Source organism: Paraburkholderia sp. Ac-20342, from assembly GCF_017104985.1.
Classification (GTDB): domain Bacteria; phylum Pseudomonadota; class Gammaproteobacteria; order Burkholderiales; family Burkholderiaceae; genus Paraburkholderia.
On record NZ_JAAGPQ010000062.1, the window covers coordinates 37,053 to 51,721 of the forward strand.

Consider the following 14,669-nt stretch of genomic DNA (forward strand, 5'->3'; position numbering starts at 1 on the left):
GACGGTCGGTGATGAAATCGAAATCGGCGAGGCGCGAGCAACGCGGCGCTGCGACGAAGCGGCTACGGTTTCGGCTGCGGCTTCGGCGACGCGCCGGCGGACGGTGGCGTTTGTGCCGGTGCCGGCCGATCCGTTTGCGGGTCCGCTTGCCCACGTGCCCGCGGGTCTTCGTACCACCACATCGACGTGATCCAGCCTTCCGCGCCATAGTACAGTGGCAAGGTCTTCGGCCAGGCGAGCCCGCGCTTGAACGCGACCCGGTGCGTGCCGCTGTACCAGTGCGGCACGACGTAATAGCCATGCATGAGCAGACGATCGAGCGCGTGCGTGGCGTCGGTCAGTTGCTCGCGCGTTTGTGCATGCACGAGCGCGTCAAGCACGGCATCGACCGCCGGCGACTTCACGCCGATCGCGTTGTCGGAACCGGGCGTATCGGCGGCCTTGCTGCCGTAGCGGTTGACCTGCTCCGAACCGGGCACCTGAACATCGGGCATACGCAGCGTCGTCACGTCGAAATCGAATGCATCGAGGCGCTTCTGGTAGACCGCGAAATCGGCCGTGCGGAACGTCACGGTAATGCCGAGCTTCTGCAGATTGCGCGTGAAGGTCGCGATGATCGGCTCCATCGACGACGCCGAGCCCGAATCGTCGAGAATCTCGAAGCGGAACGGCTCGCCCCTGGCGTTGCGCAGCGCGCCGTCGCGATAGACCCAGCCGGCCTGCTGCAACAGATCGCGCGCGCGCAGCAGATTGGCGCGCAGCGAACCGGGCGGATCGGTATCGGGCTGCGTCGGCATCGGACCGAACACGGCTGGGTCGAGCTTGTCGCGAAACGGGTCGAGCAGCTTGAGTTCGCCCGGCGACGGCAACCCTTTCGCCTGCCATTCGGTATTGGCGAAATAACTGTCGATACGCGTGTACTGATTGAAGAACAGTTGCCGGTTCAGCCACTGGAAGTCGAGCGCGAGATCGAGCGCCTTGCGCACGCGCACATCCTGGAACAACGGCCGCCGCGTGTTGAGGATGAAGCCCTGCATGCCGGAGCCGTTGTGCTGCGCGAATTCGCGCTTGACCAGCTCGCCGCTGTCGAACTTCTTGCCGATGTCGCGCCGCACCCAGTTGCGCGCGATGTATTCGACGAGTGCATCGTATTCGCCGGCCTTGAACGCTTCGAGCCGCGCGGTGCTGTCCGCGTAGAGCTTATAGACGATGCGCTCGAAGTTGTCGGTGCCGACGCGCACCGGCAGATCGGCGCCCCAGTAGTGCGGGTCGCGTTTAAACGTGATCGTGCGGCCGTTGTCGTAGCTCTCGATCAGATACGGGCCGCTCGCGATCGGTTTTTCGAACGCGAGCTGGTCGAACGGAATCCGGCGGCCGTCCGGCTTCATCCCCCACTTGCGCGAGAACACCGGCATGCTGCCCGCGACGAGCGGCAACTCGCGATTGCGGTCGCGAAACTCGAAGCGCACCGTCTGCGGATCGACGACGACCGCACGCGTGATCTCGCCGAAAATCGATGCGTATTGCGGCGCGGCCTGCGGGCTTTTCAGCGTGTCGAACGAGAACTTGACGTCGTCGGCGGTGACGGGGTCGCCGTTCGAGAAACGCGCGTGCGGGTTGATGTGGAACGTGACCGAGAGACCGTCGGGCGCGACGACGATGTCGTCGGCGAGCAGCCCGTACGCCGATGCGACTTCGTCGCCGCTGCCGGTCGTCAGACTCTCGAACATCATTTCGAGGCCCGGCGCCTGATTGCCGCGCAGCGTGAACGGATTGAACTTGTCGAAGCTCGTCAGGCGGCTCGGGTTCGCGAGCACGAGCGTGCCGCCCTTCGGCGCATCGGGATTCACATAGTCGAAGTGCTTGAAGCCGGCCGGATATTTCGGCTCGCCGTATTGCGCGATCGCATGGACCGCTTGCGCCGGCGCCGCCGCGAGCAGACCCGCACAGGCCAGCATGGCAGCGAGCGCGGCGCGCAAGGGTCCATGAATCACGTGGTGCAGAAATACATGAGGCGTTCGAACCCGTCGCGAGCCAGTTGTCATAGAGGTCTTGCTGATGAGTGGGCAATGGCGGTGCGGGGCATTCTACCCAATTAATCCGCGCAATCTGCTCGACTCGTGCAAGGCCATGCGTTGTGGTTACAAACGCTCGCACCAAAGAAAAACCGCCCTTGCGGGCGGTTTCCGTTTTGCGCTGCCGGTTAAGGAGCGTAATGAGCTGCGCAACACGCAGCGTGATGCCTGACACCGGCTCAACGCCGCAGCACCAGGCGGCGCTGACTCAGTGCCGACTCAGTGCCAACCGCGATGATTGCCGCGATCGTGTCCATAGCCGCCGCGTCCCGGCGGATGGTGGCGATACCAGTCGTCACGCGCCCAGTAGCGATGGCCGTCCCAGTAACGGTCGCCATGCCAGCCGATCACGATCTGCGGACCACCGTAATAAGCAGGCGCCGGCTGATAGACGACGGGCGGCGGCGGGGGCGGCGGCGGTGCGTAGACCGGAGCCGGCGCAACGTAGACCGGAGCGGGAATGCCGATATTGACGCCGACGTTGAGGCCACCGGCCATCGCCGCACCCGACGCGGCCAACGTCAACACCCCGAGCACAAGCGGAACAAGACGAGCGGACTTCATTGATCACCCTTTATGGAAACACGTTTTGTTGGCGGAAATATAACGCAAGGTCGCGTCGCGCGTATTTCAACTTTGTAATAACTGATGCTGAAAATCGCGTGCTCACGCAACGGGTAACGTCTGGTTACATCGGACATAAAGCGGTGAAGAAGGCGGCAAAAAATGGCCTCGCCCGCCGCTTGCGGCGCTTCGAACCGGTTCGCTTTACCGACACCAAAAACGAACATTACGATGTTCGAAAGAACATATAAACCGGTCGAACAAAAAATAAGTCATCAGATCACATTACGATCTGAAATGAGAAATCTCCAAATTATCCCGGAAAATCAAGGAAATTTTGAGAAATCGACATGGTTTTCCCTGGTATCTCGGCCCATTGCAAGTGGTAGGATGACTGTCACCGAAAATCAACAAATGTTCGAATTCGCGCATCAGCGAGCGCCGCCACCCGCGTGGCGTTTCGCCGCGCCACGGAGACTGATTTTGAAAACGATCAAGGGATTGCGCTGGTGGATCATCGCCCTCGTCTGCCTCGGGACGATCATCAACTATCTGTCGCGCAACGCGCTCGGCGTGATGGCCCCCGAGCTGATGAAGCTGCTGCACATGAGCACACAGCAATATTCGTATGTCGTCGGCGCGTTCCAGGTCGGCTACACGGTGATGCAGCCGATCTGCGGCCTCATCATCGATATGATCGGCCTGCGGCTCGGCTTTGCGCTGTTCGCCTGCCTGTGGTCGCTGACCGGCGTGTTCCACGGTTTCGCAGGCAGCTGGTTTTCGCTCGCGGCCTTGCGCGGCTTCATGGGCCTCTCCGAAGCGGCCGCGATTCCGGCCGGCATGAAGGTGGTCGCCGAATGGTTTCCCGACCGCGAAAAATCGGTCGCGGTCGGCTACTTCAATATGGGGACCTCGCTCGGCTCGCTGCTCGCGCCGCCGCTCGTGGTGTTCCTGTCGCTGCGCTACGGCTGGCAGAGCGCGTTCGCGGTCACCGGCGCACTCGGCTTCGTGTGGGCCGCCATGTGGTATCTGATGTATCGCTCGCCCAACGAACACAAGCGCGCCAGCGATGCCGAACGCAGCATGATTCTCGACGGCCAGGCGCCGCCCGCCGCGCAGCGCGCGAGCGTGCGCGAGGTGCTGCGCACGCGCCGCTTCTGGGCGATCGCGCAGGCGCGCTTTTTCGCCGAGCCCGCCTGGCAAACGTTCAGCTTCTGGATTCCGCTCTATCTCGCCACGCAGCGTCATATGGATCTGAAGCAGATCGCGATGTTCGCCTGGCTGCCGTTTCTTGCCGCCGACCTCGGCGGCCTGTTCGGCGGCTACCTGTCGCCGTTCCTGATGAAGCATCTGCGCGTGCCGCTGATCTGGTCGCGCATCGCCGGCGTCGTGCTCGGCGCGCTGATGATGCTCGGGCCGGCGTCGATCGGCTTCGTCTCGTCGCCGTATCAGGCCATCGCGCTGTTCTGCGTGGGCGGCTTCGCGCACCAGATGCTCTCCGCGCTCGTCAACACGCTCGCCGCCGACGTCTTCGACCCGGGCGAGGTCGGCACCGTCGCCGGCTTTGCGGGCATGGCCGCGTGGATCGGCGGCCTCGGCTTCTCGCTGATGGTCGGCGCGCTCGCCGATTCGATCGGCTATACGCCGCTGTTCGGTGCGCTCGGCGTATTCGACATCATCGGCGCGACGCTGCTGATCATCCTGATGCGCGGCGTGCCGCGCCATGGCCGCGCGCGCCGCGCCGAACTCAACGCCGGCACGGCCGCGTAACCTTCCTCGAGACCCATCATGCCCTCATCGACCACTCTCAGGCATCCGCCGCGCTTCGCGCTGTCATCCACGGCCGGCAACCCGATCGTGCTGACTGCGCAACCGAACTGCCGCATCGAACTGTTCGTGCTCGCGGACGACATCATCCGCGTGCTCGTGCTGCCGGACGGCGAAACGCGCGGACCACGCACGTGGGCGATCGCGCCCGGCGCCGACGACGTGCCGCTCGCAGGCCGCGAGCGGCACGACCTGAGCGGCTTCACGCCGCCGCCGTTCACGGTCTCGGAACAGGCCGGCCACGTCGTGATCGAAACCGCGCGCGTGCGCGTGAGCGTGGCGCTCGAAGGCGGCACCTGCGCATGGGACATCCTGCACGAGGGCACGTGGCATCGCGTCATGAGCGATCGCAAAACGCAGGCGTACAACTTCGGCTGGTGGGACTCGCACGTCTATCACTACCTCGAACGGCGTCGCGACGAAATGTACGTCGGCCTCGGTGAGCGCGCCGGCTCGCTCGATCGCGCGCAGCAGAGCTACGAAATGCGCAACATCGACGCGATGGGCTACAGCGCGCGCACCACGGACCCGCTCTACAAGCACATTCCGTTTTACGTGACATGGCAGCCGCAGACGTCGACGGGCTTCGGGCTCTTCTACGACACGCTCGCCGATTGCCGCTTCGACATGGGCCGCGAGCTCGACAACTATCACGGCCACTATCGCCATTTCATCGCCGAGCATGGCGATCTCGACTATTACTTCATCGCCTCGCCGGGCACGCCGCTCGACGCGGTGCGCCGCTTCACATGGCTCACCGGCCGTCCCGCGTGGATGCCGAAGTGGGGCCTCGGCTACTCCGGCTCGACGATGAGCTACACCGACGCGCCGGACGCGCAGCAGCAGATGGGCGAATTCATCGAGCGCTGCCGCGAGCACGACGTGCTGTGCGATTCGTTCCATCTGTCCTCGGGCTATACGTCGATCGGGCCGAAGCGCTACGTGTTCAACTGGAATCACGAGAAGTTTCCGGACATCGACGGCTTCGTGCAAAGCTATCTCGATCACGGCGTGCGGCTGTGCGCCAATATCAAGCCGTGTTTGCTGCAAGACCATCCGAAGTTCGGGGAAGTCGCGCAAGCCGGTCTGCTGATCGCAGCATCCGACGGCGAGCCCGCATGGGTGCAGTTCTGGGACGAAGTGGGCGCCTATCTCGACTTCACGAATCCGGCGACGATCGACTGGTGGAAAGCGCGCGTGAAGGACGCGCTGCTCCGGTACGGCATCGCGGCCACGTGGAACGACAACAACGAGTTCGAGATCTGGACGCCGAATGCGCTCGCGCATGGCTTCGGCCGTGCCTATCCGGCGCATCAGGCCAAGGTGTTGCAAACGCAATTGATGATGCGCGCGTCGCACGACGCGCAGCGCGAACATGCGCCAGACAGGCGGCCGTTCCTCGTGTCGCGCTCGGGCGGCGTCGGCATGCATCGCTACGTGCAGACATGGTCGGGCGACAACTACACGTCGTGGGAAACGCTGCGCTTCAATCTGAAGATGGGCCTCGGACTCGCGATGTCCGGCATCTCGAACAGCGGACACGACATCGGCGGCTTCGCGGGTCCGGCGCCTGGAGCGGAACTGTTCGCGCGCTGGGTCGCGTTCGGCATCTTCCTGCCGCGCTTTTCGATTCACTCGTGGAACGACGACGGCACCGTCAACGAGCCGTGGATGTACCCCGAGGTCACGCAACAGGTCGCCGATCTGATCAAGCTGCGCTACCGGCTCATCCCTTACCTGTACGAACTGCTGTGGCAATCGCACAGCGCTTACGAGCCGGTGTTGCGGCCGATGTTCGCGGAGTTTCCGCACGATCCGCGCTGCCTCGCCGACGGCGACGACATGATGCTCGGCCCGTCGATACTGGTCGCGCCGGTGGTCGACGCGAACCGGACCACGCGCGACGTGTATCTGCCGTCCGGCACGCGCTGGGTGTCGTACTGGAGCGGAGAAGCGTTCGCTGGCGGCCAGACTGTCACGCTGCCGGCACCGTTCGAGCGGCCCGTGTTCCTGCTGCGCGAAGGCAGCGTGATTCCGCTGAACGTCGCCGAGCAGCACTTCGGCCGCCCCGCCGACGAACGCGCGTTCATCGCGGTGCCGTATGCGGGCATGGGCACCGCGCAAGGCGGCTCGATCGAAGACGACGGCGAGAGCGAGGCATGGCGCAACGGCGAGCAAGGGCGCTGGAAGGTCGCGCTATCGAGCGACGATACGGGCACGTTGCGCATCGCGGTCGAGCGTCCGGGCTGGCTGCCGCAATCGCAGGTGCAAGCGCAGGTGCAAGCGCAGGTGCAAGCGCAGGTTCGCATCTTCGTGCCGATGAGCGAAACGCGCGCGATCGTCTGCGCAAACGGCACGCTGGCCGACGACCATGTCGCGGACGGCTGGCGCTGCCTGACAGTTTCACTGCCGCACTGAGGTATCGCGAGACACTCGCCAGCACCACGAGGCACAAACGAAGCACAAAAGACGAAGTACCGCGCAGCACGAAACAACAACCGCAGCGGCCTGAGAGATCGATGAACGCCCTATCAACTCCGACCCACTCCGATCGAGAACTGATTGAGCGCTCATCGATCTCTCAAGCCTATTCATCCAGTCTGGAGACACGTCCATCATGAATCCCATCCAGCACGCGCGTACTCGCGCGTTCGTCCTCTGCTGCCTGCCGTTCGCGGGCGCCGTATTGTCGACCAGCGCATCGGCGCAAAGCAGCGTCACGCTGTATGGCGTCGTCGACAATGCGTTCAGCTATGTCAGCAACCAGAAGGGGCATTCGAACTTCTATATGAGCCAGGGCAACCTGCAGGCGAGCAAGTTCGGCCTGGTCGGCTCGGAAGACCTCGGCGGCGGCACGAAGGCGATCTTCCGGCTCGAAAGCGGCTTCAATTCGCTGACCGGCGCGCAAAGCACCGCGGGCTACCTGTTCAACCGGCAAGCCTATGTCGGCCTCGCCAATGACCGCTACGGCACCGTGACGCTCGGCCGCCAGTACACGCCCTACTTCAACATGGTCGGCGCGCTCGGACCGACCGGCGTGCTGACCGGTGCGACCGGCGCGCACCCCGGCGATATCGACGCGCTCGACACGACGCTGCGCTTCAATAATTCGGTAACCTACTTATCGCCGACGCTCGCGGGCCTGCAGATGAGCGCGCAATACGCGCTCGGCGGCGTGCCGGGCAGCGTCGCGAACGGCAGCAATTTCAGCGCGGCGTTCCGCTACGACTATCAGCCGGTGTCGATCGCGGCCGGCTACGTGAAGCTCAAGGACGTCGCGACGAGCGCGGCGCTCGGCAGCTTCGCGATCAACTCGCCGGTGAACAACGGTTATGCGAGCGCGCGCAGCGCGCAACTGTTCGCGGCGGCGGGCCGCTATAGCTGGCACGATCTGATGGTCGGGCTCAACTACTCGAACGTGCAGTACGCGCCGGGCAACGGCTCGCTCTTCCTCGACAAGGCCGTGTTCAACACCTACGGCGTGATTGCGACCTACCGGGTCACGCCGAGCGTGACGGTCGGCGGCGGCTATAGCTTCACGCAGCAGAGCAAGGCGAACGGCATCGACGATCCCGCGCACTACCAGCAGATTTCGTTCGAGCAGACGTACAACCTCTCGACACGCACGACGCTCTATGCGCTCGAGGCATATCAGCATGCGAGCGGCAAGGCGCTGATCGCGGCGGGCAGCGGCGTGAGCATTGCCGACGCGGTCGCGGTGGTGGGCGACTCGCAGAACACGACGCCGTCGTCGGGGCCTTCGCAGTTCGTCGGGATGGTGGGGTTGCGGCACGCGTTCTGATTGAACGTCATTGGAGCGGGTACTGCTCTTCGTCCATGACATGGGTTGACCGAGGCTTCCCGATTGGATAAAACGACGCAGCATGATCGCTCGCGCCCGAGTCGCGAAACCGATCTGTTTGCACTGTCATAGCCACTTCAACTGCAATGACCGACAGGCCTGCCGGAGCAATCCCGCGCAGGCCTTTGGTTTTGATTTCGATCTCACAATCCCACTTTTCGGAGTTATCCCATTCCAATTGAAATGGACTTTTCCGAACATAGCCTGGCACGGCACATCTACGCGAAACGGACGTACGTGAAAGCGCCGCGAGCGACGCCGAATAGTTGATCGTTTGCTGGCTAACAACAGGTCAAACTCAAATCAAAGTGGAAATGTTGTGGCGGATATGTTTATCAAGATTGACGGGATTACAGGTGAATCTCAGGACGAAGCTCATCGCGGTGAGATTGATGTCGCAAGCTGGCATTGGAAAATGGCCCCGCAGTCCGTCATGTTGTCGGGAAGGCTACAGTTTGCGACCTCGAATTTGTCCACCAGATCGACCGCGCAAGTCCCAACCTCATGCGCTACTGTCTGACGGGTCGGCACATTCCCAATGTCGTGCTCTCTTTGCGAAAGACTGGAGGTACGCCACTCGATTTTCTAAAGATCACGATAGGCGATGTGATCATTACGGGCGTGGAGCCCAATGCGGCGACCAGCACCTACTGGGAGCACGTAACGCTCCCGTTCGCCAGGGTGAAGCAGGAATACACCGTACAAAGTCAACTCGGCGCGAGTAAGGGAACCGTCACCGCATTGTTCGATATCAGAGAAAACATCGACAGATAATCAAAGTACATGCGGAAATTCAACTACCTGGCTTTGGGGATCGGTGCTTGCTTTGCGATGGCGGGCATCTATTCAACCTATGACACGCTGGACTTTCTGGGTTCATCTGTCGTCACTGAAGGGTTAGTCATCAGGACACCTTTCGGACCACATCATCCAGAGATTGCCTTCACAGCCCTAAACGGCGATGCGATCGAGTTTTCGGGCAACGGTTTCATCACCCAGCATATAGGCGACCGGGTACGCGTTCGATACCGTCCAGATCATCCTCGACCGAGTGCGCAAGTCGACAAGTTCGGAAGTATCTGGGAGGGCTCGTTGACATACTGAGGGATGGCCCTTCTGTGGATTCTTGCCGGTCTCCGCAACCTTCCCTTCAAAAGCGGGAAGTCTCAAATATGAATCTGGAATTGCGAAAAAGTCGCTGGACCTTTGATACGAGTGCCGGCGGCGGCGGATAGTCTTGGCGCATTCCTCGTATCCGTTGGACTTCTGGTTCTGGATGACCCTGAAGGCAAACGCCGGCAGTTCAATATGCCGGATTTGGGATGGGTATCTCCGTCCCGATTCCGAAACTGCTGCACAGAAAACTAACCTTGCCCAAAATAACCCTCAAAGGACGGGAAATCGCTGGAACCGGATCAACAACCGACTTCCCCAGCAACGGCATCGTCTATGAAACAGCAGCATGTCATGGCAATCTCACGCCACAAAAGTTGGAAGGTGGTGCGATCTATTTTGACGGCAGCGCTGGCCTGCTCTACGGTACGGATGTGACGGTTTTGCTTTGTGGCATAAAACCTGAGCTACTGGAAATGGCGATCATGATTCAGTCGTTCATGGCCCTGGCTGTCAATGCCGCCCCTGCCGTGATCGTTGTTCGCGGCGTTAACGAGGGACTACAGGAAGGCTTAGGCGGGGGTCTCATGCCCGGACAAATCATATGGAAAGGCACCTATGACAACGACAGCTAAACGGGACTCGGCAGATACCTGGCCTAAGCGGAAATCCGTTCGGACCAGCCACCTCTCTTTATTAAAATGAAAGAATATGAAAATACATTTGAAAGATAGGTCGCTTCTCAATATGCTATGCATCGGTCAATAGTCACCTGTTAAAACTAGAGTCGATGCATGGCATGCATACCTAAAATGGCGGAAGATCATATAAAAAGTACTCAAACAAAGATCATCATTTCTCGAATAAATTTCACCCCTCTGTCATGCAAGAGTTGTAGGCTTGATTCCTTGTGAAAATCGACCGGCATTGAACATTTCAATACCGTCGATTTTGGCCGTGCGGTTTACCGATTCAGAATCCGATGTTCTGATCGTTTAGAGCGTCACGCAAGCGGCATCTCTAACGCGGTACGGCCTCTCATTCCGCTCACGCCTTCGCCACACCCGCTCTCGCCCTCGCACCTATCCCACCGCCCGGACCATGCCTACTCCGGGCGACACATGTCTCCAACGAACGCCTCCGCCGATCCGTCTCGAATCACGTCTCGCCCACCTATTCCTCTGACAATCACGACGAAATAGCGAACCATTTCGTGAAGTTTCATTTAATTCAGGATGACAGATAAACACATGACAGTCATATAAGAATTAATTTTTGCATAACGTGATAACGATTCTTATTCGTCGCACTCCAGATTTAAACGCGTCATTCGATTGACACTTGCCGATGACTAAATATCGCCGTGCTGACAGCGCAAGAGCAGTGCTGTTATGCGTCTCGCGTGAATCGACCGTCAGCACATCTGAGCAATCAGGGGCGATATCTCTACCAAATGATTCCGTTTGAATCAGATCAACAATTCTGTTTTGAATTCTTTGGAGAAGCACGATGAATCGAAAGCTCGTTCAGTCCGGCATTGCTTTAAGCCTATTAACCAGCTGCGTGGCCTTCGCGACTCCGCAGAGCAACATGGCGCTTCTGCCCACCGGCCAGTTCATTTCCCCGATGGCCATCCCGGGTGCCGCGCAACAACTGCTGAATCCGCAGCTGTCGGCCAAGCCGACCCAGGTGGTCAGCGGCGCCATCAAGTCGCAGCTCAGCCCGGACGGCAATACGCTCGCGGTCATCACCGCCGGCTACAACACCGTCTACACGGGTACCAACAACAACACGCTCGACAAGGCTGACTCGACCCAGTACATCTTCATCTACGATGTGTCGGGCGCCAACAAGGCCAACCCGCAACTCGTGCAGGCCATTCATCAGAACAATGCGTTCGATGGCCTCGCGTGGAACGGCAACCAGACCCTGTACGGCACCGGCGGCGCCGACGACAAGGTCTACGTGTACGGTCGCGCTTCGGCCGCGCCGTCGGCCCAATGGGCGCAGACCGCAGCCATCGCGCTGAATCACACCACGGGTATCGGTTCGGGCGTGAAGCCGAACGCCGGCGGTCTCGCCGTGTCGGCCGACGGCAGAACGCTGGTCGTGGCCAACAACTACAACGACTCGATCACCCTCATCGACACGACGTCGAACACGGTCACCTCGGAATACGACCTGCGTCCGTTCAACACGTCGGGCGCGCAAGGCGTCGCCGGCGGCGAATACCCGTGGGCCGTCTCGCTGAAGTCGGACGGCACCGCGTTCGTTTCGTCGGTGCGCGACCGTGAAGTCGTGGTGCTGAACCTGTCGAACCCGGCCGCGCCGCAATTCATCACGCGCATTCCCCTGCAAGGCAATGCCTACGGCATGACGCTCTCGCCGGATCAATCGAAGCTCTACGTCGCCGTGTCGAATGCCGACCAGGTGGCGGTCATCGATACGTCCAGCCGCAAGGTCCAGAAGACGATCGACATCGCCAGCCTGTCCGGCGACGATCAGGACGACGACGATCACGATCATGGTCACGGCAACGATCACGGCCATGACAACGATCACGGCCACGGCTGGGGCAACGACAACGATCAAGGCCACGGCCATGGCAACAGCAAGAAGTACAGCGGCCGCGATACGGTCAACGTGACCGTGTCGAAGGACGGCAAGACGCTGTACGCGGTCAACAACGGCGATAATTCGATCGCCGTGATCAACCTCGACGGCCAGAACGGCTACCACGTCGCCGGCCTGATCCCGACCGCCTATGCGCCGAAGGACATCACGCTGAGCGCCGACGGCTCGCAGATGTACATCATCAACGGCAAGTCGAACACCGGCCCGAACCCGCTCTACACGCCGGGCGGCGCCACGGCCCAGTACCAGTTCGGCCTGGAGCAGAGCAGCCTCATCAGCGCACCGGTTCCGCGCGGCGAAGTGCTCGAGCGCCTCACGAACCAGGTGGAAGAAAACAACCACTACTCGGTGAAAGAGTCGCAAAGCGATCGTCAGACGATGCAGTTCATGCACGATCACATCAAGCATGTGATCTATATCGTCAAGGAAAACCGCACGTTCGACCAGATCCTCGGCGACCTCGGCAACGGCTCGAACGGCGATCCGACGCTCACGATGTACGGCAAGGCCACGACGCCGAACTTCCACAACATCGCCAGCAACTTCGTCACGATCGACAACTTCACCGATCCGGGCGACGGCTCGATGGACGGCTGGTCGTGGGTCCAGCACGCGCACGTCACGCCGACCGAAGAAGTCTCGCAGCAGGAAAACTATGCGGGCGTCACGCGCGGCATGTCGTACGAATCGGAAGGCAGCAACCGCGGCGTGCCGGTCGGCCTCGCGACGACCGCCTTGCGCGATGCCGGCACGGGCGGCAGCTTCACGACGGGAACGTCGTCGCTGCCGGGTGGCACGGCCAACGTGCTGCCGGGTATCGCCGACATCTCGGTGCCGGATGCGCCGTTCGGCTACCAGAAGGCCAACATCTACGATGCGGTGCTGCAAGCCGGCGGCTCGGTGCGCGACTACGGCGGCATGGTCAACAACACGGGCTCGATCGGCACGATCGCGAGCCCGCTGCTCACGCCGTTCGCCTCCAACATCATTCAGGTTCACCCGGTCAAGCCGACGCTCGTCAATCTGACGGACCCGTACTATCGCGGCTTCGACCAGTCCTATCCGGACACCTTCCGCGAGCTCGAATGGAACCGCGAGTTCCAGCAGTACGTGGCGAACGGCAATCTCCCGTCGTTTGAATTCGTCCGCATGGGCTCCGACCACACCGGCAACTATGCGCAGAACGTGGGTCAGATGGCCTCGGCCGAGCAGGAAGAAGCCGATAACGACTTCGCCGTCGGCAAGCTGGTCGAAACGGTCGCGAACAGCCCGTACGCGAAAAATACGCTGATCGTAGTGGTCGAGGACGACTCGCAGGCCGGCTCCGATCACGTCGACTCGCACCGCGCTCCGGCGTATGTCGTCGGCGCGTATGTGAAGAAGCAGGCGATCGTCAGCACGCCGTACAGCCAGGTCAGCGCCGTCCGTACGATGGAAGATGTACTGGGCACCCAGCACATCGACCTGAACACGGCCTACGCGAAGCCGATGGCCGACCTCTTCGACACGCACTCGAATGGTTCGTGGACCTACACGGCCGTTGCCTCGACGATCCTGAAGGGCACGAACGTGGGTAACGTGGCCACCGGCCCGACGTCGGGCGGTAACGACGGCAACCAGTACGCGCAGGGTCCGGACATTCATCCGCTGCACGGCGCGACCTACTGGGCGAACGCAACGAAGGACTTCGACTTCTCCAAGGAAGACCTGATTCCGCCGGCGCTGTTCAACCAGGTGCTGTGGAAGGGTGTGATGGGTGACAAGCCGTATCCGACGCCGCATTCGATCTATTCGAAGGTCGCGGCGGACGGTACGAAGACGGTCGCCGCCTCGGACGACGACGACGATTAAGTCGGTCGCGCTGTCGTTCGCCCCTGGCGCAGACGGGTTGCATGACCCCGACGCGCCGGGTACGCGGTAACGGGTAGCGGCGGGCGGCGGTCTTTCGGGACTGCCGCCCGTTGCCATCGGCGCCTCGCCACGAGCCGGCATGCCGATAGGCGCATGGCGATGACCGATGCCCGCTTCCTGCTGTTCCTGATCCTGAGTACCTTGAATTTGCGTCAAGCGATGTGCCTGGGTTCGCACCGGATTGCCGGGGCGAAGGTTCGTCTGAATGAATCGCCTGAATCGGGTCCACAGCATGCAGATTTCGCATCCCCTTTATTCGGTCCGCGCACCGGCATTGCCCGGGCGGCTGAACGTCCGGGCAACGAGCGCCATCGTCGTGGCTGTCGGCATTCATGTGGTGCTGCTCGCGGCAGTGCTGAACCATCGCGACGAACCCATGCCGTTGTTGGCTGAGCCGCGCACGATCACCGCCGAACTGTTGCCGCCCGCGCCGATGACCGCGTCCGCGGTCGTGCAGTCGCCCCCTGTTTCGCACCCTGCCTCGCCCCCGCAGCGTGCGGTTCCCGTCGAGACGGCGAAGCCCAAGGCACCGCCCATAACCCCGATAACCATCAGTAAAACGAATCATCCGGCAACGCCGACGCATGAACCCGTGACACCCTCACCAGGCAGGCTTGCCGCGGCCGAGCCCGCTGCGACGACAGCGGCCGCGGCCACGTCATCGCCCGCCGCGACCACAGCCG

At 61.6% G+C, this 14,669-nt stretch carries 9 protein-coding genes and 2 pseudogenes; 9 read left to right on the top strand and 2 right to left on the bottom strand.

Annotated features, from left to right (window positions below):
- Positions 1–62 precede the first annotated feature (62 nt).
- On the bottom strand, positions 63–1,958 hold the full coding sequence (locus G3N58_RS23105) for an extracellular solute-binding protein (RefSeq protein WP_240162719.1): 1,896 nt from the start codon (positions 1,956–1,958) through the stop codon (positions 63–65).
- A gap of 336 nt (positions 1,959–2,294) precedes the next feature.
- Entirely contained in the window at positions 2,295–2,639 is a 345-nt protein-coding gene (locus tag G3N58_RS23110) for a hypothetical protein (RefSeq protein WP_205989115.1), read from the bottom strand.
- Between G3N58_RS23110 and G3N58_RS23115 the strand changes: the two genes are divergently transcribed.
- The 9 genes and pseudogenes from G3N58_RS23115 to G3N58_RS23155 all read left to right on the top strand — a co-directional run.
- Entirely contained in the window at positions 2,639–2,890 is a 252-nt protein-coding gene (locus G3N58_RS23115; protein ID WP_206000310.1) for a hypothetical protein, read from the top strand. The genes G3N58_RS23110 and G3N58_RS23115 overlap by 1 nt on opposite strands.
- 232 nt (positions 2,891–3,122) lie before the next feature.
- Entirely contained in the window at positions 3,123–4,409 is a 1,287-nt protein-coding gene (locus tag G3N58_RS23120) for an MFS transporter (RefSeq protein ID WP_167045082.1), read from the top strand.
- 18 nt (positions 4,410–4,427) lie between these two features.
- A complete protein-coding gene (locus G3N58_RS23125; protein WP_206000311.1) occupies positions 4,428–6,884 on the top strand; it encodes a glycoside hydrolase family 31 protein in 2,457 nt (818 codons plus the stop codon).
- A gap of 199 nt (positions 6,885–7,083) precedes the next feature.
- Positions 7,084–8,268 (top strand): porin, encoded by a 1,185-nt coding sequence (locus tag G3N58_RS23130; RefSeq protein WP_206000312.1) that lies wholly within the window; start codon positions 7,084–7,086, stop codon positions 8,266–8,268.
- Positions 8,269–8,656: 388 nt separating this feature from the next.
- Positions 8,657–9,102: pseudogene (locus tag G3N58_RS23135) on the top strand (type VI secretion system tube protein Hcp).
- Positions 9,103–9,111: 9 nt separating this feature from the next.
- Complete coding sequence (locus G3N58_RS23140; RefSeq protein ID WP_206000313.1) at positions 9,112–9,432, top strand: DUF3592 domain-containing protein; 321 nt, start codon at positions 9,112–9,114, stop codon at positions 9,430–9,432.
- A gap of 218 nt (positions 9,433–9,650) precedes the next feature.
- Positions 9,651–10,076, top strand: coding sequence for a hypothetical protein (locus G3N58_RS23145; RefSeq protein WP_206000314.1), 426 nt, complete (start codon positions 9,651–9,653; stop codon positions 10,074–10,076).
- A gap of 955 nt (positions 10,077–11,031) precedes the next feature.
- Positions 11,032–13,926: a bifunctional YncE family protein/alkaline phosphatase family protein gene (locus tag G3N58_RS23150; RefSeq protein ID WP_241017213.1), complete on the top strand. Its 2,895-nt coding sequence runs from the start codon at positions 11,032–11,034 to the stop codon at positions 13,924–13,926.
- A gap of 265 nt (positions 13,927–14,191) precedes the next feature.
- Positions 14,192–14,669: pseudogene (locus G3N58_RS23155) on the top strand (hypothetical protein); the annotation flags it as partial.

Coding starts and splice junctions, on each gene's coding strand:
- G3N58_RS23150 (WP_241017213.1), top strand. CDS start 11,032: ATGGCGCTTCTGCCCACCGGCCAGTTCATTTCCCCGATGGCCATCCCG.
- G3N58_RS23145 (WP_206000314.1), top strand. CDS start 9,651: ATGGGTATCTCCGTCCCGATTCCGAAACTGCTGCACAGAAAACTAACC.
- G3N58_RS23105 (WP_240162719.1), bottom strand. CDS start 1,958: ATGCTGGCCTGTGCGGGTCTGCTCGCGGCGGCGCCGGCGCAAGCGGTC.
- G3N58_RS23110 (WP_205989115.1), bottom strand. CDS start 2,639: ATGAAGTCCGCTCGTCTTGTTCCGCTTGTGCTCGGGGTGTTGACGTTG.
- G3N58_RS23125 (WP_206000311.1), top strand. CDS start 4,428: ATGCCCTCATCGACCACTCTCAGGCATCCGCCGCGCTTCGCGCTGTCA.
- G3N58_RS23140 (WP_206000313.1), top strand. CDS start 9,112: ATGCGGAAATTCAACTACCTGGCTTTGGGGATCGGTGCTTGCTTTGCG.
- G3N58_RS23130 (WP_206000312.1), top strand. CDS start 7,084: ATGAATCCCATCCAGCACGCGCGTACTCGCGCGTTCGTCCTCTGCTGC.